The organism is Methylibium sp. Pch-M (assembly GCF_004136295.1).
Lineage (GTDB): Bacteria > Pseudomonadota > Gammaproteobacteria > Burkholderiales > Burkholderiaceae_C > Methylibium > Methylibium petroleiphilum.
Genome location: NZ_CP029606.1, coordinates 1898817 through 1920187 on the forward strand (window position 1 = coordinate 1898817; position 21371 = coordinate 1920187).

The 21371-nt window shown below is 62.8% G+C and carries 16 protein-coding genes and 12 tRNA genes; 22 read left to right on the top strand and 6 right to left on the bottom strand.

Annotation, left to right across the window (positions count from 1 at the left end):
* Positions 1-12: 12 nt before the first annotated feature.
* On the bottom strand, positions 13-519 hold the full coding sequence (locus C1M51_RS09090) for a helix-turn-helix domain-containing protein (protein WP_129449234.1): 507 nt from the start codon (positions 517-519) through the stop codon (positions 13-15).
* Between the two features lie 179 nt (positions 520-698).
* Here C1M51_RS09090 and C1M51_RS09095 point away from each other — a divergent pair, with 179 nt between their 5' ends.
* From C1M51_RS09095 to C1M51_RS09130, 8 genes are all read left to right on the top strand, one after another.
* Positions 699-1148, top strand: coding sequence for a helix-turn-helix transcriptional regulator (locus tag C1M51_RS09095; RefSeq protein ID WP_129449236.1), 450 nt, complete (start codon positions 699-701; stop codon positions 1146-1148).
* 193 nt (positions 1149-1341) lie between these two features.
* Positions 1342-2019 carry a hypothetical protein gene (locus C1M51_RS09100; protein ID WP_129449238.1) on the top strand — a complete coding sequence of 226 codons (678 nt, stop codon included), beginning with the start codon at positions 1342-1344 and terminating at the stop codon, positions 2017-2019.
* A gap of 10 nt (positions 2020-2029) precedes the next feature.
* Complete coding sequence (locus C1M51_RS09105) at positions 2030-3967, top strand: Mu transposase C-terminal domain-containing protein (RefSeq protein WP_129449240.1); 1938 nt, start codon at positions 2030-2032, stop codon at positions 3965-3967.
* Between the two features lie 2 nt (positions 3968-3969).
* Positions 3970-4938, top strand: coding sequence for a TniB family NTP-binding protein (locus C1M51_RS09110; RefSeq protein ID WP_129449241.1), 969 nt, complete (start codon positions 3970-3972; stop codon positions 4936-4938).
* Entirely contained in the window at positions 4913-6478 is a 1566-nt protein-coding gene (locus C1M51_RS09115; protein ID WP_129449243.1) for a hypothetical protein, read from the top strand. Before C1M51_RS09110 ends, C1M51_RS09115 begins: the two co-directional genes overlap by 26 nt.
* 359 nt (positions 6479-6837) lie before the next feature.
* Positions 6838-8193, top strand: coding sequence for a helix-turn-helix domain-containing protein (locus tag C1M51_RS09120; RefSeq protein WP_129449245.1), 1356 nt, complete (start codon positions 6838-6840; stop codon positions 8191-8193).
* 40 nt (positions 8194-8233) lie between these two features.
* Positions 8234-9358, top strand: a complete 1125-nt coding sequence (locus C1M51_RS09125) for a helix-turn-helix domain-containing protein (RefSeq protein WP_129449247.1) — start codon at positions 8234-8236, stop codon at positions 9356-9358.
* A complete protein-coding gene (locus tag C1M51_RS09130) occupies positions 9355-9948 on the top strand; it encodes a hypothetical protein (RefSeq protein WP_129449249.1) in 594 nt (197 codons plus the stop codon). The genes C1M51_RS09125 and C1M51_RS09130 overlap by 4 nt, the downstream gene beginning before the upstream one ends.
* Before the next feature lie 191 nt (positions 9949-10139).
* Here C1M51_RS09130 and C1M51_RS09135 read toward each other — a convergent pair whose 3' ends face one another.
* The 4 genes from C1M51_RS09135 to C1M51_RS09150 all read right to left on the bottom strand — a co-directional run bounded on the left by C1M51_RS09135 (position 10140) and on the right by C1M51_RS09150 (position 16566).
* Entirely contained in the window at positions 10140-11348 is a 1209-nt protein-coding gene (locus C1M51_RS09135) for a hypothetical protein (RefSeq protein ID WP_129449251.1), read from the bottom strand.
* Positions 11349-11426: 78 nt separating this feature from the next.
* Positions 11427-12230, bottom strand: a complete 804-nt coding sequence (locus tag C1M51_RS09140; RefSeq protein ID WP_129449253.1) for an NYN domain-containing protein — start codon at positions 12228-12230, stop codon at positions 11427-11429.
* Positions 12231-12453: 223 nt separating this feature from the next.
* The gene (locus C1M51_RS09145) at positions 12454-14169 is read right to left on the bottom strand and encodes an ATP-dependent endonuclease (RefSeq protein ID WP_242500015.1); all 1716 of its coding nucleotides are present in this window, start codon (positions 14167-14169) and stop codon (positions 12454-12456) included.
* Between the two features lie 132 nt (positions 14170-14301).
* Positions 14302-16566, bottom strand: coding sequence for a hypothetical protein (locus C1M51_RS09150; RefSeq protein ID WP_129449257.1), 2265 nt, complete (start codon positions 16564-16566; stop codon positions 14302-14304).
* Positions 16567-16697: 131 nt separating this feature from the next.
* Between C1M51_RS09150 and fic the strand changes: the two genes are divergently transcribed.
* Positions 16698-17891, top strand: coding sequence for a protein adenylyltransferase Fic (gene fic / locus C1M51_RS09155; RefSeq protein WP_310733956.1), 1194 nt, complete (start codon positions 16698-16700; stop codon positions 17889-17891).
* Positions 17892-17991: 100 nt separating this feature from the next.
* On the opposite strand, the gene C1M51_RS09160 is transcribed toward fic, so the two are convergent.
* Positions 17992-18354: a hypothetical protein gene (locus tag C1M51_RS09160; RefSeq protein ID WP_129449259.1), complete on the bottom strand. Its 363-nt coding sequence runs from the start codon at positions 18352-18354 to the stop codon at positions 17992-17994.
* Between the two features lie 514 nt (positions 18355-18868).
* Here C1M51_RS09160 and C1M51_RS09165 point away from each other — a divergent pair.
* The 13 genes from C1M51_RS09165 to C1M51_RS09230 all read left to right on the top strand — a co-directional run bounded on the left by C1M51_RS09165 (position 18869) and on the right by C1M51_RS09230 (position 21363).
* Positions 18869-18944: transfer RNA gene (locus C1M51_RS09165), tRNA-Gly, on the top strand.
* Between the two features lie 146 nt (positions 18945-19090).
* Positions 19091-19167: transfer RNA gene (locus C1M51_RS09170), tRNA-Thr, on the top strand.
* Positions 19168-19172: 5 nt separating this feature from the next.
* Positions 19173-19249, top strand: a tRNA-Glu gene (locus tag C1M51_RS09175).
* A 95-nt stretch (positions 19250-19344) separates the two neighbouring features.
* Positions 19345-19423: transfer RNA gene (locus C1M51_RS09180), tRNA-Ala, on the top strand.
* A gap of 5 nt (positions 19424-19428) precedes the next feature.
* Positions 19429-19504 (top strand) — tRNA-Asp (locus C1M51_RS09185).
* Positions 19505-19513: 9 nt separating this feature from the next.
* A tRNA-Phe gene (locus C1M51_RS09190) sits at positions 19514-19589 on the top strand.
* Positions 19590-19598: 9 nt separating this feature from the next.
* Positions 19599-19677 (top strand) — tRNA-Arg (locus tag C1M51_RS09195).
* An 8-nt stretch (positions 19678-19685) separates the two neighbouring features.
* Positions 19686-19761, top strand: a tRNA-Trp gene (locus C1M51_RS09200).
* Between the two features lie 5 nt (positions 19762-19766).
* Positions 19767-19852, top strand: a tRNA-Cys gene (locus C1M51_RS09205).
* A 1-nt stretch (position 19853) separates the two neighbouring features.
* A tRNA-Arg gene (locus C1M51_RS09210) sits at positions 19854-19930 on the top strand.
* A 7-nt stretch (positions 19931-19937) separates the two neighbouring features.
* Positions 19938-20013, top strand: a tRNA-Asn gene (locus C1M51_RS09215).
* Between the two features lie 95 nt (positions 20014-20108).
* Positions 20109-20184, top strand: a tRNA-Pro gene (locus C1M51_RS09225).
* 30 nt (positions 20185-20214) lie between these two features.
* A complete protein-coding gene (locus C1M51_RS09230) occupies positions 20215-21363 on the top strand; it encodes a PcfJ domain-containing protein (protein WP_129449261.1) in 1149 nt (382 codons plus the stop codon).
* Positions 21364-21371 lie beyond the last annotated feature (8 nt).

Genomic DNA, 21371 nt, shown 5'->3' on the forward strand with positions numbered 1-21371 from the left:
CGGTCGAACAGCCTAAGGATCCCTTCGCTTGTCTGTGATCGGCCGACCACGGCGCTGTTTGGGCTGGAGTTCCCGAGCGTAGAGCACGGCGGCCGCGCAGGCTGCTTGCAGAACACGTTCGGCGAGCGTGCGCTCGATTCCGCGAAGCGAAGCGCTGTGACGGAGAACTACGGCGTTGCCGATCTCCAGTACGTGGTCTGGGGCCGCGCCCCCCGGTTTGTGTTCTAGCCGGCGAACCTGCGCAAAGTCAATGTGCTCTTGCTTGAGCAATTGCTGGATTTCCTCGAGCGACCGGCCTGCTTCTTTGTGGTCTCGGATGACCTGTAGCTGCCTCAGATGGGCGTCAGTGAAGTACGCGGACGTCGTGAACGCGAGCGCCTTCGCGAGTAGCCGGCGCTGAATGTAGTAACGGATGGTCGTCACCGGAACGCCACTTCGCGCGGAAAGTTCAGCGAGCCCATAGCGGGCTTCGAATACAGACGCACGCGGCTGCTGCGGTGCACTGATGATCTTGGCCATCAATCTTCCGAATGAAGTGACGAGCGCATGTTCGGCAGCGCTCGCCCGAGTCCACGACAGGCCGCGCGCCGAGATTATCGCGACGTGTGGGGCGTGCGCTTCAAGTCTCACAGATGTAGTTGTGCGAGTGCCTGTTGTGCAGCTAGCCAGTGGACGGGCACCGGGCTACTTTTGGTCTGATGAAGGGGAAGAAATACCTGAAGTTGCCGAGCGCTCTGGTGGGCGCGCGTGTGCGGTTGGGGTTGCGTCAGAAGACCGTTGCCATCGACACGGGGCTGGGGACGAGCTACCTGTGTGCGCTGGAGCGCGGCCGGAGGCCCGTGCCGGCTGATGACGTCCTTGATCGGTTAGCAGGATCGTTCGTGGCGTTGCCTCAAGCTGCCGTCGAACTGAGATGGGCTGCTACACACGATCGCGTGATGCAGACCCTCGATGCCGATGGTCAGGGCGACCTGGCCGAGGTTGTCTCGTTGGCCATGGACGCGGCGCGTGCGCTCAGCGGGGCTAAGCGCGTAGGCCTTGCGAACGTGCTAGCGCGAGCGCTGCGTAGCAGCCGGTTTCTCGAAAGCCTTGAGGCCAGGGCAGCTCAGTCGGCGAACGCCGACAGTCAGGAGGCGCCTATCGAATAGCGCAAAGAAAAACAGCAAGAGTCACGCGGGACTCTTGCCGTTGAGAGGGTACAGGCACTTCTCCTATACCTATTCGCGACTTGAGTATCTCAGCCTGACCTTCGGGGAACAACCCCCCTCCGCGACAACATCGTCAAACGACGGGGCCAGTGGCACGTTCAGGTGCCAGTACTGGCCGCCGAGGAGGCTACTCATGTCGAAGTATCAGAAGGTCAAGATCGATCCGACATTCCTGCGGATCGTTTCCGGCGACATGCGCCCGCGCGCCGCAAGAAGGTTGGTCACGCGCAGTGGCCGGCGCAGCCGGGGAAACTTCCCGTCGAGAAAGTCGGCGGTCCCCGTCGCCTACGAGAGCCAGCTGGAGCTTGCCGCCTGCCGCGTGCTGGAGGTGGCCTCGTCGGTGAGGCGCTTCGGAACGCAGCCGGCAAACCTCGAGATCACCGATCCAGAGCACAGCTTTCGCTACACGCCTGACCTGTACTTCGTCTGGCAGTGGCGGGAGACGGTCGTGGGTGAGGTGAAGCCCGACCGCAAGTTCCTGCGTCCCGATGTGCGTGACCGTCTTCACCAGGTGACCCGGCGTTTCGCCGAGGAAGGCACGCTGTTCGTTGTCCTGCTCGAGAGTGACTTGAAGCCTGATCCGGACCTCCAGGACGACCTGGCGCGGCTGCTGCGCGATGCCCCCTGGCCGAAGTTGCGCCCGAACCTCGGGTCAATGCACAACGAGGTGGCAGAACCGGACGAGGACCCTGAGCCCACCAGTGACGCGTGGCAGCGCGCACGGGCGGTTTGCGACGACCTCTTGCGCCGCGTGATGGACCGCAGCTTCGCCGAGACCGTGCGCGCAGCCGAGACTGCGGTCGAGCAGTAGGAGGCCCGACATGCAGCAACCATTCAAGACGAAGGACATCCTCCACCTCAGCGGCATTCCCTTCGAAGTTGTGCGTGTCCTCCCGAACAAGTTGCAGATCGAGAACGTCAACACGGGCGAGCTGCGGGAATCGTCGGTGCCGGAGCTGCTGAAGAAGTACTCTGAGGGCACGCTCTCGGTTGGTCGACGCGTCGACACGGGCAACGGTGAGCCGTTGCGGTCCTCGCGGGCCAACGCCGACACGTCCATGGAGCGGTTGGGCGAAAAGGCAAGAGCGGCAACCCTGCGCAAAGTGAGTTGGATCGTCAAGATCCGGGACATGGGGGGATTCGAAAGGCCGCGGCTCCTTCCGGAGGCGATCTCGCGGGTGGCGCAAGAGCTTGGCGAGGAGCATCCGCCTCACATCAGCACGATCCATCGCTGGAAGCGTCAGTTCGAGTTGGCTCAGCGGGACGTGCGAGGCCTCTTTGCTCGCTTGGACCGGCGCGGTGGGCGCGGGCAATCGCGGCTGGATGATGAAGTCGAGGCCTCGCTGACCGAGGCGATGGACACCATCGTCCTTGGGCAGAAGCGCTCTAGCGCTTCGGAAGTGCGCAATGCGGTGCTTGTCGACCTTGAACGGAAGAACGCCTACCGGACGGTGGGCAACCAGCTGAAGCCGCCGAGTCTGCGGACCGTTCAGAAGCGGATGGCCCAGCTGTATGCATTCGACGTCTGCGCGGCGCGGCACGGCGCCAAGGAAGCCAATCGGAGGTACGGCGATTCCATCGCGGCCCGGCAGGTCACTCGCATCTTGCAGGTGGTCGAAGTGGACCACACGCCTGTCGATCTCTGGGTCGTCGACGAGGAAGGCAACGTCCTCGGAAAGCCGAACCTGACGGCGCTCCTCTGTCGCTACTCCCGGTGTGTGATCGGCTTCTTCTTGTCTCTGGTCAGTCACGACGTCGAGACCGTCTTCGGAGCCCTCAGGCACGCGCTGATGCCCAAGGACTACGTCCGAGAGCGGTATCCGGAGATTCGCGGCGAGTGGGCGTGCTATGGGTGGATGGAAAAGGTCCTGGCAGACAACGGCAGCGAGTTCGCGGGTAGTGCACTCGCGAATGCGATGTTCAACTTGGGCATCGTCCTGGAGTTCTGCTCCGCCTATCAGCCAAACGACAAACCGTTCATCGAAAGATTCTTCAGGACGTTCAACTACGGCTTCATCCATCACCTTAAGGGGACCTCCCTCGCCAAGGTCTCGGACCGGAAGGGCCAAGAACTGCAGGACGAGGCCTGCATTCAGCTGAGCGAGCTCGAACGATTGATCCACATCTGGATCATCGACGTCTATCACCGCCGCCCGCATCGCGGGCTAGACGGCCGCAGCCCTGCGGTGGTGTGGGCCGAGAGCGCCGAGATGTACCCGCCGCGCTTGAAGATGGACGCCGACACCGTGGACATCGAGCTGTGCGATGTCGAGACGCGATCGCTTGGGCGAAGCGGCATCGAGATCAACAACCATCGCTACAACAGCGAGCGGCTGTGCAGTCTTCGCCGGATGCTCCCGGCGAAGTCGGTCGTCACGGTGAAATTCCGGCGGCTCGATCTGGGCCACATCTTCGTCCTGGATCCGTTCACACAGGAGTACTTCCGCGTGGACAACGTCAAGGAAGGCTACGCCAACGTCAGCATCGAGGAAAACAAGTTGCTGCGACAGATCCGGAAGGCCGCGGACCCGGACGCCTCGATCCAAGTGGCCTCCGGCGAGGAAGTCATTCGAACAGTGGTCGGGAAGCTTGCTGCTTCAAAGGCCGCGAAGGACCGGACCAAGGCGGCGAAGCTCCGGAAGGAGGACAGCCACAAGGTCCGCAAGCCGCAAGAGCCGTCGCGTCCGAAGCGCCCGCCAAAGCCTGAGATCGACGCGGCGGCGTTCAACAAGGCTCCTGAGATTCTTGAGGCGATCTGAACATGCCGCTGAAGACGATTGAAACCCCCGCGTCGACGGACTTGGCGGAGTCGATCAAGGATGCACTCGACGCGACCTTTCTACGTGTTACCCACGTCAAGGAGCTTCTGCGGGAGCTGGAGGCATGCCTGCGCACGGGCCAGCGGAAAGCGAAGCCGAGGCACCTGGTGATCTTCGGTGAATCAGGCGTTGGCAAGTCAAAGCTCTTGGAGGTCTTTTCCGGAATGCATCCACGCCTGGAGTTGGCAGATCGCTCAGTGATACCGGTCCTGCGGGCGTCGATGCCCAGCCTGCCGACCCCGAAGCGCATCGTGGTCGAACTGCTTAAGGCGATGGGTTCGCCCTTTGCGACGAAGGGCAAGGATGACGAGCCGATCTTGCAACTCAAGACGCTATGCACGGCCTGTGGCGTGCAACTAGTCCTGTTGGACGAGGTGAGTCACCTGGTGGACCGCGGTCGAGAGAAGACGCACTACCGGTACGGGGACGCGCTCAAGGAGGTGGTGGACGCGCTCGGGATACCGTTCGTGCTGACCGGCATACCACGGCTGATGAAGCTCTTCGACGTCAATGAACAGCTGCGAGGGAGGTTCTCTCGACGGCGGACGATCAAGCCGTTCTCGATCGTTGGTGACAAGAGGCTTGAAGAGTTTCGCTCGGTAGTGCACTCCTTCCGAGCGAAGTTCAAAGGGATCGACTCGATCGACCTGACGACAAAGGAACTGCTCCCCAGAGTGTTCATGGCGACCAACGGGCTGCTTCGGCCACTGGTCGATCTGCTAAAGGAGGCGGTTGAACTTGCGGCTCGGACCAAGGGGCGATCGTTGACGCGTGCGACGTTGGAAGCCGCGTTCGACGCTGCGATCTGGAACGAAGCGCCGAAGACGCGCAATCCGTTCGCGGAGGACTTCAACTTCGTGCCGTTGATCCAAACGGGAGAACCGTATGCAACCCCTGAGCGCGACCTCTGACGCAACGTCAGAGCTCAAGATGGAAACCTGTGATCGCAAAGTTGAGGGCGCTTCCCCGCCCCTGCGAACGCCCAGACTGCAGGACGAGTGGACCGAGACCTATCTTGGTCGTGCGGTGCGCAGGTTCGGCGTGCTGCGTCCATGGCGGCCTCACCTCGAGGTGATGCGTCGCACGTTGCCGCAGATCGCGGCCCTTAGCGATGACGGACGGCCCGTCTACGGGACCGAGAAGCTTCCCGGTTGGGCCACAGTTGGGCGGCAGGCGCAGATTCGTGTCTGCGCACAGTGCTTCCTTCAGGGCAGGTACGTTCGTGCGCGCTGGAGGATTCCGTTCCTGACCGTGTGCACGGTCCACGGTACTGTTCTGAAGGATGGTCTCGTCGAGCCGGCCATCACCAACGCCTACAAACGCCCTGACAAACGAGCGGTTTGCGATGTCACGGAAGACGAGCTCATCGATGGTGCCACGTGCCCCACACCGGTGGGCTTGGCCTACGTCCGCATGATCTGGCAGCCTTTCGAGCAGGCCGTCTGCTCGGATGAGGCGCCTGGGGTCATCGCGGACCGGCTTGCCTGGGCACTACTTGCAGAGCGCTTGGTCGACGCAGCCGTGACGGCGCATCGCGGGCCAGACTACCCGACCAGGGACGTGCCGCGGCATGAGCATCGCGGATGGTGGCTGAGCAAAGAGCGGCTGCACATCACGCCAGATCGTGCCGGCGTATTGGCCTTCTTGCTCGACCAAGGCGGCTCATCGCGACGGCGCGTCATTCTGGCCGCCGTCGCGCGGCTCATTGGAGACGAGTGCCGCAAGCGCACCATCATGTCGCGCCTCCCTCTGGTCGAGCTCAGGGAGCGACTCTTGGCCGCGGCTCCAATCGGCGAACGGCCCGGAAGCGGCGCTCTGCCCCGAGCGATGCACCCGCCTGGCTGCATGAGCTTCGAGGCCGTCGAAGCGATCCTCGGCTGCCCGCCGAACATGCTCTACCTGCTGCTGCAGGAAGGACACTTTGATGGTGTCAAGCGGATCCAGTTCGGCCGCAAGCGCTACGTCTTCGTGCCGGACGCAGAGGTCGACCGGGTCCGCCGGCTCTTCGCCACCTATGTGACCTTTCCCGAGTTGCTGGAAGAGCTGGCCATCGACAAGCGGGCGTACTGGGCGCTCCATGATGCGGGCTTCGTGCCTCCGATCGAGCTGGGTAGCTGGCGGCGGTACCGGCGCCAGGACATCTCGGCGCTGGTGAGCCGGCTGGACAGCGCGTCTCGGCCGGTCCCAACATCTGATCTTGGCCTTCAGCCCCTCATGGGCGACTGGCTGCACATGCGGCGGCGGCCGAGGGCCTGCATCGCTCAGATCCTTTCAGACATCCTCGAGGGCCGTGTGCCGCTGTTCAAGCGCCTCGACAAAGAAGGCCTGCAGGCCTTCCTGGTTGACCCGTCAGCGTCGATTCGCCTTCGCTCCATCAGCGAGGCACACCACGCTGCCAACAAGATTGCTCGCAACGCCCCGACGCAACAGTCGCTGTGGGAAGAAGCGTGACACAAGCTGCGGCTGATGATCCGCCGGTCGATCCCCGGCGCCTGCTGGTCCGAACGTCTCGGACAGCGAACGAGAGCCAGCCCGGCTTTGCGCTTCGCCTCGCCTTCGAGAACGGGCTGGCCAGGCCCAGTTGGCTGGGTGCAGCAGCGGGCGAGTCTGTGGCATCGCCAGGCCTTGGCCGCGCTCGGTGGTGCCTGGCCTGCTTGCGCCAGCCGGCGCCGCTGAGGCGCGCAGAGTGGGGTCGTCGACCGGCGATTTGCGTCGAGCACCGATGCTGGCTCGAGGACACGTGTCCCGGTTGCCGCAAGCAAGCGTCGTGGCTGACGCTCCGGTTCTTGTCGTGCCGATGCGGGGCGAGCTTGCTGTCGACCAGCGGCAATGTTTGGTCGGATGACATCTCGGCGCTGCTGACCGCTGATGTGGAGCCATCGGGGCAAGGGTGGCCGTACCTGCCCATCAAGAGTCGCTGGCGCGTCGCCGAACTGCTCGGCGCACTGGATCGACATGGGCTGTTCGGCAAGCCGCTGAAACGCGCCTCCGCTGCGAGCGTGGAGGTGGAGCGGCAGCTCATCACCGCAGGCGCTGCGCTCATGCTCGGAGCGCCGAGCACGATCACCGATCTGCTCGAACGCGTTCAGTCTCGGATCGGGCCCACCAGCCGCGCCCGGCTTGTCGGAGAGGCATTTCCGGGCCTCTTGCCCATGCTCCGAAAGCGTCTCGATCGCCACGGCCGCGAATGGCTCATGAGCCACCTGACGAGCTTCGTGCAGGCGAGTCTGGAAGTCGACGCACCCGTGGTCTGGCGCTCGCGGGCGACCGCGTCAGCGTCTGGCGCGAAGGCGGTGGGCGTCTCGCTGGGCATGCGCCCGGAACGCGTCGGCTCGCTCGCGGTGACCTTGGGCGTGTCGCCAGTGGGGCGCGTCACGCCCTCAGGCCGCAGGATGATCGTCGTGGCACCTTCGACTGTCGAACGACTCCGGGCAAGCCGGGCCGACGCCCTGTCCATGACGGCTGCTGCGGACCGATTCGGGCTGTCACCGCCTAGGATGGAAGTGCTCGCCCAAGCGGGCCACATCGCACGGCTGGGGGCTGGTGTGAGCGCTGCTTCCGTAGCGGCGCTGGTTGCTCGAGTCGCGGATCGGGCCGAGCCCTTCGGCGAGGCCGATGCGCCGACGCTTACGGTGACGCAAGCGATGCGGTTGCTTGTTCCCACGTCTCGCACTGGCGAACTCATCGACGCGCTTCTGGTTGGCGCGGTCGCCGTCGCCGCAACGTCGACTCGCCCGGCTGGCTTTCGGGACCTTTTCGTTGGTCGTGATGCTGCGCGGGCGGTGTTGGGATGCCCGCGCAAGCCTGAAGGGCTGCTGTCGATCCCAGATGCAGCTGTGGCGCTGGGGCTCAAGCAGCAAGTGACCTATCACCTGATCCAGCGCGGTTTGCTGCCGTCCACGCTCCGGCGCATTGGGCGACGTGTCGCAAGGTTCGTCAGGGCCGCGGATGTGGAAGTGTTTAAGAAGAACTTTCGGCCCCTGGCGTCGTTGGCGACCGGCGCGGGCGTCGGTAGTCGTCGAGCGGTGGCCTGGGCAGAAGCCGCCGGCCTTGAGTTGATTACTGGTCCCAGCGTCGACTGCAGTCGACAGTACTTCGTTCGGGTGAGCGTCAACAGACTGCCGGTTCGTAGCCGTAGCAACAACCCCACGAGATCGCTTGATTAAACTTGATTTGCGGCGCTAGTTGGGCAACAATTCACCGGCTATGCACAAAGTTATCCACAGCGAAAAACTCAGGCAGGCACTGCAGGCTCGCGGGTGGACCCAGAAGGATCTGGCGACTGAGCTCGATGTCACGGCTCAGGCGGTGACGAACTGGATGAAGGGGGCGGATTTCCCGCGCCCCGACAAGCTACTCAAGCTAGCCACGACCTTCAAGCTGAGCTTCGCGGACTTGGTCCTCAGCCCTGAGGAGAACCAGCCGGTCATCGCGTTCCGGAAGAAGGGCGGAGCCAAGACAACGGACGCCCATATCCTCAAGGCGATCGCCATGGGCTCGCTGTTGAAACCGCTGGTGCCTTTCCTTCCGGAACTGCGCTCGCTGCGCGTCCAGATTTCGTCCCCGTCCACGCAGTACGACGCGCTTCAGGCCACGGCGGCAGAGGTCCGGACTCGAATTGGTCTTGGTGGCCAAGCGGTGCTGTCCTATGAGCACCTGATCGATCAGTTCGGCAGCAATGGGGCGGTCATCGCGCCAGTGCTTTGGGGCGAGAAGCAGAACCACAAGAATGCCTTGCACATCCTGCTGCGGCAGGAGCAGGTGACGTTCATTTTCTTGAACCTGGACACGAGGCTCGAAGACTTCAAGTTCTGGATGGCGCACGAGCTCGCGCATGTCTACACGCCCGATCTGGCCGGCTCCGAGAAGGGCGAAGACTTTGCCGATGCCTTGGCCGGCGCGCTACTCTTCCCGAAGACGCTGGCTGAGGCGGCGTATCCGCATGTAGCTAGACAGAGCACGACTGCAGGCGAGATCCGCGAGCTGCAGCGGTACGCGATGGCGCACAGCATTTCTCTCTTCAGCGTGTTCAGCGAGATCAACAAGTACGCGAAGGCACAAGGTCTTCCGCCGCTGCGTTGCAATGAGACCGGCATTCACGCGGTGCGCAACAGCCAGCGCGGCAACCTGGTCAGCGAGCTACTTTTCGAGCCTACCCCGCCCGAGCCTGCGGCATACATGGCGGCGGCCGCAAACGTGTTCCGCAGCACTTTCTTCACTGCGTTGCAGCGAATGATCAAGAGCAAGGGGACCGGCGCAGGTTATGTCCAGCAGGTCATGGACATCCCGATGCAGGACGCCGCTGCGCTGCACGGAGAACTCAGTCGTTGACGCTAGTTCTGCTTGACACGAATGCCTACCTTCGACTGGCAAAGCGTGTCAGGCCAGCGGTAGGGATCAAGTTCGGGCAGAAGAACTACGTCCTCACCATCCACAAATCGGTGGAGGACGAGGTTCACCGCAACCCCAGACTGAGGGCCATCTATCCGTGGTTCGATGGCAAGGAGTTCGCGGACGAACGCCTTGCCAAGCAGGTCCGGCTCAGTGACGAAGAGAAGGCCACTATCGAAGCCGCGAAAAGCGTCCTGCATGGCTGGGTGTTGGCAGGCCCGGAAGTGTATACATGGGGCGGCCGCTCGCCGCCCAGCGCGACGGACTGTTGGTTGCTTGCGCTCGGCCAAGTGAAGCCGGGAATCGTCGTGACGGACGACCTCGGCATGCACGCGCTGGCCGACGCCTTCGGCATCGCGGTGTGGCACGGCTTCGAGCTGCTGGACAAGCTGCGGTCCGCCAAGGTTGTCGATCAACCCTTGATTCGAGAGATCTACGAAGCGCTGGAGGCCAACGGCGACTTGCCGAAGACGTGGCAAGAGGCGAAGCACACCACGTTCGTCAAGGTCTTTGGCGCCAAGGCTGGGTGAAGCTAGGCGACTCCCTGTTGCGTAGCTTGCCGTTGGGCTGTTGAGGCTTCATGCCTTAATGTAGTGCTCTTGCGCCGCGACAGGCGCATCTTGTGCCGTGGGCGCAAAGACTAGAGGTGCCGATCGTACTTCGTCAGTGCGTTGTCTTCACGCTCCCTGATAGGAGCCCGCTGAAATGTTCAACGACTGGCTTACGCGTCATCCGCGTCCGATGCCACGGGCTTTGACGCTCCGACGAAATCCGCGAGCAGCGAATCCAGGGATCGGTTCATCGGATCAAGCCGATCAGCGAGCGCCAAGGCCTCCGCTCGCCAGCCGTCGAATGCTGCTGGCCGTCCGAGGCGAAGGTCGGGATGGTTGTCGAGGCGCTCGATCGTTGTCCGGATGTCTTGCGCCGTGCGTGCATCCAGCGCCATCGACTTGATGCCTTCGAGGACCCTCTTTCTTCGAGCTTCGATCGCGGCCAGGCGCCTTCGCTCCGCCTCGAGCCTCTGGGCCTCAAGCTCTTTCAGGTGTTCCTGTCGCCGCTCAAGCCGCCACTCATAGTGGCGTTGCGCATCGTGTCGGTACGTTCGCTCCGCGCGGTAGAGAAGATCTTTGGCAATCGCTGCTAGTTGCTGCTCTAGACGGCAGCCCGGACGATCACTCCACTCCTGGACGGGCAAGTCTCCGCGAGCGCTGCCCACGCGAAGCGTGGTGGCAGAGGGTGGCTTCTCCCCCAGTTCGCTCGCAGAGAGATTGGGGTCGAGAACCCGCAGGTTGAGCTGGCTACCACCGAAGTCAACTCTCAGGCTCAGGCGATGCACGGTGCCGACGCCTTGAATCCACTCACTATCGGCGGACACCTCGCCTCTTGCGGAGATGCGCTCGAACGCCGAGCAAAGGCTGTTGAACAGGCGGAGCTGTCGCTGATGGATCGGGCCGTCGAACAACGGGCGGTCCATGCTCCAACCGTTGGCCGCAAACTTCGACCGCCGATCGGCTTCGCGCTTGAGAACCCGGGACAGGCCTTGATGCGGCGTGGACAGGTCGCGTGTAGCGGAGACCTTGCCAATCAGACGCGCGGCGGCTTCGACCTGAGCGTCGATCTTCTCGTCGATGACCGGCGGCAGGATGAGCTCGTCGACACTCTCCTGCCGCCGCCAGTAGACGCTCGGCGTTGTCTCGCCGACGGAAATCGTCCGAAGCTGGCCGGGAAGGCGAATCGGAAGCGGCGGGCGCAGGGAGCGTTTGCCGTGTTGCAGCCGTGCCCAGTAGCCCGCCGGTGGCATGGGGATGTGCGAGGTACGGCACTGCTTGCCGACCCAGACGTCTGACACGCCGAGTTGTTTGGCGATCGTCGTGCGCGGCTGCGACCACACGAGGTCGTAGAGCTCCTGGCGGGTGAAGGTCTGTCCCATGGGCGATGTGTAAGCGGCGGCGTCTCGTCTCAGAACCGGCCAACGCGGGGACGACTGGTTGCCACGCGGCGGAGACGCTCAGGCTGTCAGACTGTTGTTCGGCTCGGGTTCTGACTCGGGCTTGGGTGCAAGTTTCACCGTCCAATGACCGCCTGGTTCTTGCTGCACGGCAAGGAGGTCATAGGTCCGAAGCATGTCCAGCAAGCCGGAGTGCCCATAGGTCTGCGGCGAGAACGCAGGGTCGGTTCTCTTGAGGTACTGCCCCAGCGGGCCGAGACTGACCTTCCCTTCGGGTGTGTTGCTGGCCAGCAGACTGACGGCTTCGACCACAAACATGGGGCGGCGCTTGCCGGCGGGCTTGGTTGCGTCCGCCTTAGCAGGCTCTACCTTGGTTGACTCGGCCTTGCGCTCGGCGTTGGCCGTGAGCTGATCGGGGTTGACTGGCTTGGACCACTCGAAGAACTGATCGCTGGCATTGCGAAGTGCGTCGGGTGTCTTGGCTTCACCGACGATGTGCACGGTGGCGCCGCGTTCCCGTAGTTTGCGGCACAGGTACGCAAAGTCCGAGTCGCTGGTGACAAGGCAGAAGGTGTCTGCGCGGTCATCGAAGAGAGCTTCAAGCGCGTCGAGCGCCAGTGCGATGTCGGAGGTGTTCTTGCCCGAGGCGTACTGGTACTGCAGGCACGGGGTGAAGGCAAGGCGAACCAGGGCCTCTTGCCACTTGTTGGCGAGGGTTCCGTGATTGCCGTAGCCACGCCGCAGCACGACTCGACCGAATTGGGCGACGACTCGGAGCGCATGCTCGAGGATCTCTGGGCTCGTGTTGTCGCAGTCGACAAGCACAGCGACCCTACCGGCTGTCTGTTCCCGCGGCTCGCTCATCGAACTTTCCTCCCCCGTCTTGTGTTCAAACTGGAGGAGCGATGATCCCCCATGGTGTTGCGTACGGCCCGAGCGCCCTGTCGCCTGTGCGTGAGCGACAGCGGCACGCCAACGAGCGCTATGTTTAACCTGCAGGCAGGCAGGCAGGCAGGCAGGCAGGCGCGACGCGAACTTCCCGCTGCCGCTGACACGCACCAGTCCGCTTCGTCATGCGGTTGACGTCCTAATCGGCTGCTGCGGTCTTACAGAAAGCCGCGATCATCTGGACCAGCGCCCGAATGTCGGGATGGATTTCGTTCGCTTTTATCTGCTGTGCGATTTGGCCGTCCGAGACTGACACGCCGATCAGTGCCTGGAGGCGCGCGTTGACTTTGGCCAGGACATCCTTGCCAGGTACGAGAGACAACCTGCCCGCAGCTGATGACCACTCGGCATCAAAGCGCTTCGAGATGTCGGCGGTAATCGTTGCCTGATCGAGGTGTGGTGCCTTGCGCCGCCGATACTCGACCTCGCGCGCTTGAATTTGTGCAAACGTCTCATGACGAACCTCATCGATTGCCTCTTGGAGAATGGCTTTCACGTCTGGCGGCGTGGGCTTGGCCTCGCCGGAGCGACGAGCCTTCTCAGAGAGGCGAACGTCGACTGCGCGTGCGATGACAGTTGCGTCGAGGAGGTAGTTCTCGAGCTCCTTCCTGTGATGAATGTGGACGTGAAAGTCGTGCTTCTGAAGTTCCTTCGTGACATCGCTAACCTCGTCCGCGCAGCGATAGTCCTTGTCCAACACGACGGCTCGCAGCGCACGGTTGCCAATGGCAGCATCTATCCCCGCTGCAAGGTCGACTGCTCGCTTCGGATTGAATCCTTCGGTTTGAACTACGGCGAAGTCTGCTCTGTTGGCTACTCGTTGTTCACCGAGCGTGCGGGCAAACGTTGACAGAATCTGGAAGTCGAGCCCCTCGACGAACAGCACTCGCCGTGTCTTCGCCAATTGAGTCAGTGTTGGATTGAGATTCGAGCCCAGGGTTGAGAAGACGCGTTTTAGCTGTGACGCATCCTTGACGCGCTGAGCGCTCGTCTTCTTCTTGCTGATGCTCAGCAGGCTGGTGGGGTCGCACTCGGCGATGATTTCCGTCGAGTGAGTCGCGATCAGGATATCGGGCCCCAGCTCGCGCAGCAGGGACACGAGTTGTCGCTGGAGGTCGGAGTGGAGGTAGATGTCTGGCTCATCGATGACCAATGTGCTCGCCGATGCAGCCTTGACGATGAAGGTGAGCATCTGGCACCAGACTTGAAACCCGTACCCGGACCAGCAGAGTTCACGAGGCCGACGCTCTTCGGGGCAGAACATCAGGAGTTGTCGACCATCGCCACCGAGTTCAGGCGGGTCGATATCCATGCCCGGCCACGTTGTCCGAACGAGTTCTCGGAATCGTTCGAAGTCGGAGGGGAAGTGGTACCAAATGTTGCGGAAGTTCCTGGAGGCACCGCTGGTTAGCAATGCCAGTCGGGCAGCCTCTTTCTCGTAGAGGCGTTCCTTCTGTTCGACCGGGCCAAGGATGGGGACGAATCCGATCTCGACGTCGAAGTCGGCTTTGAACTGCGAAGGTGTTCTCGGTACTCGCTTGTTGCTCTCGGGAAGCAGGTAGCAGGTAGCCTGTTCGGGGAAGTACAGCTTGAGGTGATTGCCGTTGGAAAGGCGGAAGTTCACTTGGGCCGGCGTGGAGTCGTCATAGTCGAAGAAGATGTTCTCGGCGGCGATTGGGAGGTCGGCGATGTTGAGCCGATAGCCCCAACCCGTGAATCCTGCGACTTCGATGGGTTCGGCGTTACGTGACCTTGCCCTCCTCAAGCCTTCGGCCAAGATTCGGAATGCACCGATGACGGTCGACTTACCCGCGTTGTTGGGTCCAACCAGGACGTTGAAGTCCTGCAAAGACATTTGGAAGTTCTCGAATGCCTTGTAGCGACTGAATCTGACGCTGGTAATCCGATGTGTGGCCAACTGCTCCTCCCTGTTGTGTCTTGGTGGTGATCCGGTTTTGTGAAGCTCGAACTCGTGTTGCGCGTAGCGCTATTCGCTCCGCATCTCTCCGTCTTGCTCCTCTATCGCCTCGCGGACGATGTCGCGTACGGCCTTCATGAAGTTGAGCGCGGGTGCGCTATTTACCGTCCCCGGGACGGGTGCGGCCTGTTCATAGATTCCGCGGATGTCGAGGGCGCGGCGCGTTGCTGATCCCTTGCCCTTGTGCTCGAGACCTTGACGCCAGTCGCTGAGGTGTTCCCGCAGCAAGCGCTCCATGGCGAGGCCGTGCAACTCGCGGAAGACGGCTTGGCGAATTGGTGCGATTGCGTCCTGCGCTTCCGTGTCGTCCTTGGGCGTGCGCGTCCACTTCACGGGATGGTCGAGAAAGTTCGAGACTTCTTCGGTGATCCGGCCGACCAAGTCGGCGACTGGACGCAGAGAGTCGTACTCGACGTCGATTTCATTCGCGATGCGGCGATTGAGCGCCTTCACGCGGGTCCAGTGTTCAGTGCCAACTTCGAAGCTGTACGCGAAGCCGAGCCTGAACGCCCAGACCTTCTGGAAGCTCTCGGCCGCGCGTTGGACGGCGAACCCGAGTCCAGCAGGGTCGTACGATGGCTTGGCATCGGGCAGCGGAGGAGGGGCGATCGAACGCTCGAACTGATCGAGCATCAGGCCGAGCTGCCCCCGCACGCCGGGTGGCAGTTTCTCCGAAGCCTCATCGAGCGCGCCGAGCATGAAGCACTGGCTGTCGATCGTCCGCTCCATTGCCGTCACGATGGGCCCGTTCAGGATCTCGCGCAGTCGCGTGAGGTAGTTGGACACCGAAGCCAGGACATGTGATCGCTTGGCCGCAAAGCTGGGTAGGTTCAACCCCTTGACCTGGTCGAAGTGCGTAAAGGCAATGGCGAGCTTTCCGTAGTTGCCGCTGGCAGCCACGGCCCGCAGCACTGCTTGTGCGGCGGCTTGAATCGGTTGCTCGGCGTTGTCGACAAGCAAGATCGTGTCGACATCGGCGAAGCGCTCCGTCACGTGGGTCGTGACGCTGCTTGAAGACTCTGGCGTGTGCCCCAGCCCCTGCCCGTCAAGGTAGACAACCTTGGTTTGCCTGTCCGTGAACACAGGGTACAGAGGACCCATGACTCGGATGCCGTCGACCAGTGGCGTGAGTAGGCGGCCGAACGCCGGCGCATAGTTGCTCGAGAACCAACGGACCTGCCGCAGGAACTCGTCCCGATCGTTGCATTCGTAGGTCCACAGGACGGGCCAGGACGAAGTCTTGCCGCGACGGGTCAGCTCACCGACTTCGAGTCGTTCGAAGCGCAGCTGCACCTCGTCCATGATGTCGAGCACGATGTCCCGGAACGCGTCGTCGTCTGACAGCTCACCCTGGAAGATTTCGAGTGCCGCTTGTAGGTCTTCTGCCTGTGCGGTCGACGGGTCAGGCAGGAGCTCATCCTTGATGGTCTTGGCCTTGTCGGTGGCGATCGTGCGAATCAGATCCACGTAGCCACGGAGCTTTGCCTGCAGCTTGAGCGCGTCCTCGGGCGGAACGGCTTCGCGGTCGTCGGCGGCAAGGCTGTTCGGCTGGAGCGTCGCATCTCCGAAGTCCCAGTCATCGTCGTCGACGGCTTCTTTGGAGTCGCTCCAAGCGCCCAAGATGTAGCTGAGGCGAAACCGCTGGTCCGCGTGGTGAAGGAGCTTGTCCGCCACCTTATCGTCCGGCATGTCGTCCCACACGGCCGTCGCGGCAGCAAGGACGCAGTCTTCGACGTTGGCTCGGATGGCGTGCTCAGAGAAGAACGTGACCGCGGCTTTGAAGGTTCCATCGGCTGGGATGACCTCGATGTCCGAGACGGTGGTCTTGGCGGTGGATGTCGACGGGAACCGGTCGCGGTCCGGATTCGAGCCGATGAGGTGACGCAGCAGTGAGGTCTTGCCGGCGCCCGTCGTACCGACAAACAGAACCCGCGCATAGCCGTCCTCTCGGCTCGGCATGGGGATGACGCTGTCTCGCAGTCCAACCGGGCTGGCCACCGCAGCTTGGAGGCCGTCGAAGAAGGCATCGACGATTCGCCGGTCGAACGTTTGGAGGGCTTCCTGATATCGGCTTGCGTTCCACCAGCTTTCATCGGCCAGTAGCTTGTTCATTTGTTCGACCAGCTTGTCGGCCTCTGCCGCGTCGGTCGTGCCCAGTCCGCGCCGGACTTTCAGGCCCGGTTTGCCCTTGGTGTCGCTGCGGCAGGGGTGGCGAAAGCTGATGCTGAAGCCGGGGCGCTCCTTCGTCGGTGACTTGGATGCGATGTAGGTCATGTGGCACTCCTGTTGTTCCGCGTTGTACCGTGTACCGCGTTGTACCGAACTTTAGGTGCAGCTCGTCTATAGGTCAAGAGGGGATTGGAACAACGCGGAACAACGCATTTGGATCAACATGTAGTTCACTCGTGTCGATCATTCGTGTTTTGATCGACACGTTCTGGCATCATGTCGATCGCACAAACACGTCCGCACGACAGATCGATTTCCACCTCTTCCATCGACATATGGCTTTCGACCCAAACGCACCCTACAACGAGCTGCCGGAACTGCCACCGATGGCCGATGTGGAGTCGCGGGCTGTTCTCAAGGCTTGCATCTCGGCGCGCGCCGCTGTCGCAGAGTTGAAGACTGCCGGGCAGTTGATCCCGAACCAGGGGGTGCTCATCAACTCGATCCCGCTGCTCGAAGCCCAGGCCAGCAGCGAGATTGAGAACATCGTGACCACGACAGATCAGATGTTCCTGTTTGACGGCGTCAGCGAAGGCGAAGCGGATCCGGCTACCAAAGAGGCACTTCGCTACCGAACTGCGTTGTGGGAGGGATATCAGGCGCTCAAGACGCGGCCGCTATCTACGAACACCGCCGTGCAGATCTGTCGCGCGATCAAGGGCGTCGACATGGACGTCCGAAGGACGCCGGGCACCACGCTGAGCAACAACCAAACGCGCCAGATCATTTACACCCCACCTGAAGGCGAGGGCCTGCTTCGGGAGAAGCTCGCGAACTGGGAGCAGTGGATGCACGGCACCTTGCCGGGCACCGCAGACATCGATCCCCTCGTGCGTATGGCGGCGGGCCACTACCAATTCGAGGCTATCCACCCCTTTACCGACGGCAACGGAAGAACAGGCCGGGTCATAAACCTGCTCTACCTCGTCGAGCAGGAGTTGCTGGACATTCCGGTGCTCTATCTGAGCCGGCACATCCTGCGCAACAGAGCTGACTATTACAGCGGGCTTCAAGCGATCACCGCGACTGGGGCCTGGGAGCCATGGCTGCTCTACATGCTCAGCGGTGTGACTGAGACGGCACGGTGGACCACCAACAAGATCATCGCCGTACGAAGCCTTCTCGAGGAGACGGCTGAGCGTATGCGACGAGACGCCAGCAAGATCTACTCGCACGAGTTGGCTGAACTGATCTTCGTTCGCCCCTACTGCCGGATCGCTCACGTTGTTGAGGCGGGGCTAGCCAAGCGGCAAACCGCCAGCCTCTACCTCAAGGAGCTCACGGAGATTGGCATCCTGCGGGAACACAAGCTGGGCCGGGAGAAGATCTTCCTCAACCCGGCGTTTGTCGACTTGTTGAAGCGAGACTAGATCTGCACGCGTGGTGGCCATGCGTGCTCCCATGAGGCGTGGACGATCCGATCACGTTTCACTCGTTCAGGGACGTCAGTGCCCATCGAGCCTACGGGTACTAGCCCACGATTCGCTTCACGTGCTCACGCAAGGCCTTGCGACCGGCGGCATTGGTCGCGCGCCAAGCCTTCAGCGCAAGCTCCAGGAACTGCTGCTCGGCCACGGACGGGCCTTCCACGACACGCTCTTCATCGAGCCAACCCAGGGGCTTGTCGCAGTGCCGTTCGATCTGTCGGGCGAGCTTGTCGCCGATCGGGCGCGCGGACTTCACCTGGCTCCACATGCTGGCGGAGATCTCGAGCTTCGCAGCAAAGGCCTGCTCGAGCCCCTTAGGTCCGGCGCCGGCGGCGAGTGCCTTCTCCGCGAAGGCCTTGAACAGAGCGAGGGCGTTCTGCCTTCTTGTGATGGTGATGTTCGACACGAGTGTGGGCGCGGGGCAACTGCTTTGACTCTCATTGTCGCAGGGGGTTGACGATAGGGTAAAGACTATTTACAGTCCGCCCCCATCGCTCAACCGAGCACATGTTTGCTTCGAAAGGTCCCATCGTGAAATCCCGCCACGTCGTCAGAACAAGCCGACCCTTGAAGGGTCTGGTGGCGTTCGCGCGTGCCACGGCGATGCCATCGCTGGGCACCTGTGCCGCCATGGGTACGGCCCTTCCGATGAGCTGGCAGCAGCTTGATCGGAACGAGGAGCTGTGGCATCCGGGAGAGGGAAGCGCGTAGTTGCGCGCCCTTCAATCTCTGTACGCAGAGGCCCGGACTCCGAAAGGATCCGGGCCTTTTTCATTTCCGACCTCAACCGGCCTGCGCATCGGCGCAAGCCAGCGATCGAAGGATCGCACCACCGACGCCGTTGGGCGTCGGCGGAAGCTCTTTAACAACTTGCCGCGAGACGACCCTCGGTACTGGCCGACGGTTCGCCTCGCACCTTTGCGGATGTAGCTCAGCAGGCAGAGCGCGGCCACGCCATGGCCGAGGCCACGAGTTCGAGACTCGTCATCCGCTCCACTTCGGGTGTGTCCATGCACTCCGAGGCCACGCGACATGGTGTTGGTGGCCCGGGATGTGCGCGGCCCCTGGCCAGGCCACGTGCAGCGAGACACCACATCCGACGGGATGCTCGCGTTTGGGCACAGCCGAAGTGGACCTTCATCGCCCTCGTAGCTCAGCAGGGAGAGCAGCCGCCTTGTAAGCGGCAGGCCGCGCGTTCGAATCGTCGCCGAGGGCACCAGACACGTCGTGTTCGTCTAGCTGGCTCAGGACACCGGGATTTCAGTCCGGTTACGCGGGTTCGAATCCCGCACGCGACACCAGTTCAAAGGAACCCTTGTCGAGCTCACGCTTCGAGGGTGGAAATCGGCCGCAACGATTGGGCGGCGCCGGAACCCGTGACCGGATGGATCCCGTTGGGGGTGTAGCTCAACACTCGGTAGAGCAGCCGCCTTGCAAGCGGCAGGCTGCAGGTTCGACCCCTGCCACCTCCACCAACAGTGCCTCGTTAACTCAGCGGCCAGAGTGCCGGCCTGTCTAGCCGGAAGCCGCGGGTTCGACTCCCGCACGAGGCGCCAGACCCGTTTGCCGAGATAGCTCAGCAGGTAGAGCGGCGCGTTGAAGGCGCGTGCGTCGGGGGATCGAAGCCCTCTCTCGGCACCAGCAACCAGAACCTCGTTAGCTCAGCTGGATTCAGAGCGCCGGCCTACGAAGCCGGAGGTCGCACGTTCGAGTCGTGCACGAGGTGCCAGCAACAAGACCGGGCTAGCTCAACTGGCAGAGCAGCGGCCTCCAAAGCCGAAGGTTCGCGGTTCGACCCCGTGGTCCGGTGCCAGACATCTCGACGTAGCCAAGCGGCCGAAGGCATCTGGCTGCAACCCAGACGGCGCAAGCCCACGTCCGTTCGAATCGGACCGTCGAGTCCAGGCCTCGTTAGCTCAGCGGACCAGAGCAGTCGGCTTCTACCCGGCGGGTCGGCCGTTCGAATCGGTCACGAAGCGCCAGTTCCTTTCCCCGATAGCGCAGTTGGCAGAGCGCCTGGCTGTTAACCAGGAGGTCCGTGGTTCGAGGCCACGTCGGGGAGCCACCTTGTTTGATCTCGCGTAGCTCAGTGGCAGAGCACCGTCTTGATAAGGCGGGGGTCGGTGGATCGTTCCCACCCGCGGGTACCAGTTTCACCTTCTCGGTGTGGCGCAGTTGGCAGCGCGCGTGTTTCGGGAGCACGAGGCCGCAGGTTCGAAACCTGCCACCGAGACCAAGTTAACTCACTTCAACCATTCAACTCATCATGAAACGCTCGATGATCCAGCGCAGGCAGGACGCCGAGCGCGAACGGATAGAACTTTGCGACGCCGCGCTTCGCCGCGTGGTGCGTCGCGCACGGCTCCCGCCGGACTTCGGCACGGCGATCGAGGAGGCCGAACGCGGCTTCTCCGGCGAGGTCGTGCGTGATCCTCAGTCTTGGCATCCGCAGATGAAGTCGCGCGACCCCGCGCGGCTGCGCCTGGCTGCGGCCCGGCATCTCTTCGCGCTGTATCCGGTTCCCGCGGCGCTCGAGCGTATCTGGATCGACGACGCGGGCCTCGGCACGGACGAAGTGCGGTTGCGCCGGCAGTGGTATGTCACGGCGGCTCGCGGCGGTTCGCTGTACAAGGCGGGCGCCAGCAACTGGCTGACGCGCAAGGAGGTCCACGCCTTCCTTCATCCTTCGGCCGGCCTGGGCTTCGACGAAGCCTTCTGGGAAGCCATCGCGCGCTCCTACGCCGACGATGCAGCCGCGGCGCTGCGCATCGCGCGCTCGAAGATCGCTCGTGTGCCGCGCGGCGAGATCGAGTTCTGGCGCTCGGTGGTGCGCTTCTTCTGCGTCAACGCGGCTCAGCTGGAGACGATCGACGATCTGTGTGACTTTCTCGCCGAGTGTCGGCGGCGCGACACCGACTACAGCCTCGAGGGCCGCACCCTGCCCGCGCTCACCCGGCGCATGCACGAGTGGCACCACGACATCGCGGCCATCGAGCGCATCGAGGCGATGCGCCGCCGGGTCCACGGGCGCAACGCGCACTCGTGGGCGGCCGACGCAGCGTGGTCGGGTTCGCCACTCGCCGACTGGGAGTGGGTGCCCTCGTCCAAGGATGCCAAAGCCAAGGGCGAGCGCTTCGTGGTCAGGCAGCTGAAGCGAGCTGAAGACCTGGTGATGGAGAGCCGGGCGATGCGCCACTGCGTGTCGACCTACGCGGGCAAGTGCATTGCCGGCAAGGCGTCGATCTGGTCGCTGCGGCGTTGCACGAAGGATCGGATCGATCGCCTGCTGACCATCGAGGTCGACCCGCAACATCGTGCGATCCAAGTGCGCGGGCTCGGCAACCGGCTGGCGCACGAGGAAGAGCGCAACGTGATCGAGCGCTGGGCCAAGGCGCGCGCCATCACGCTGCGGTGAGTTGCCGC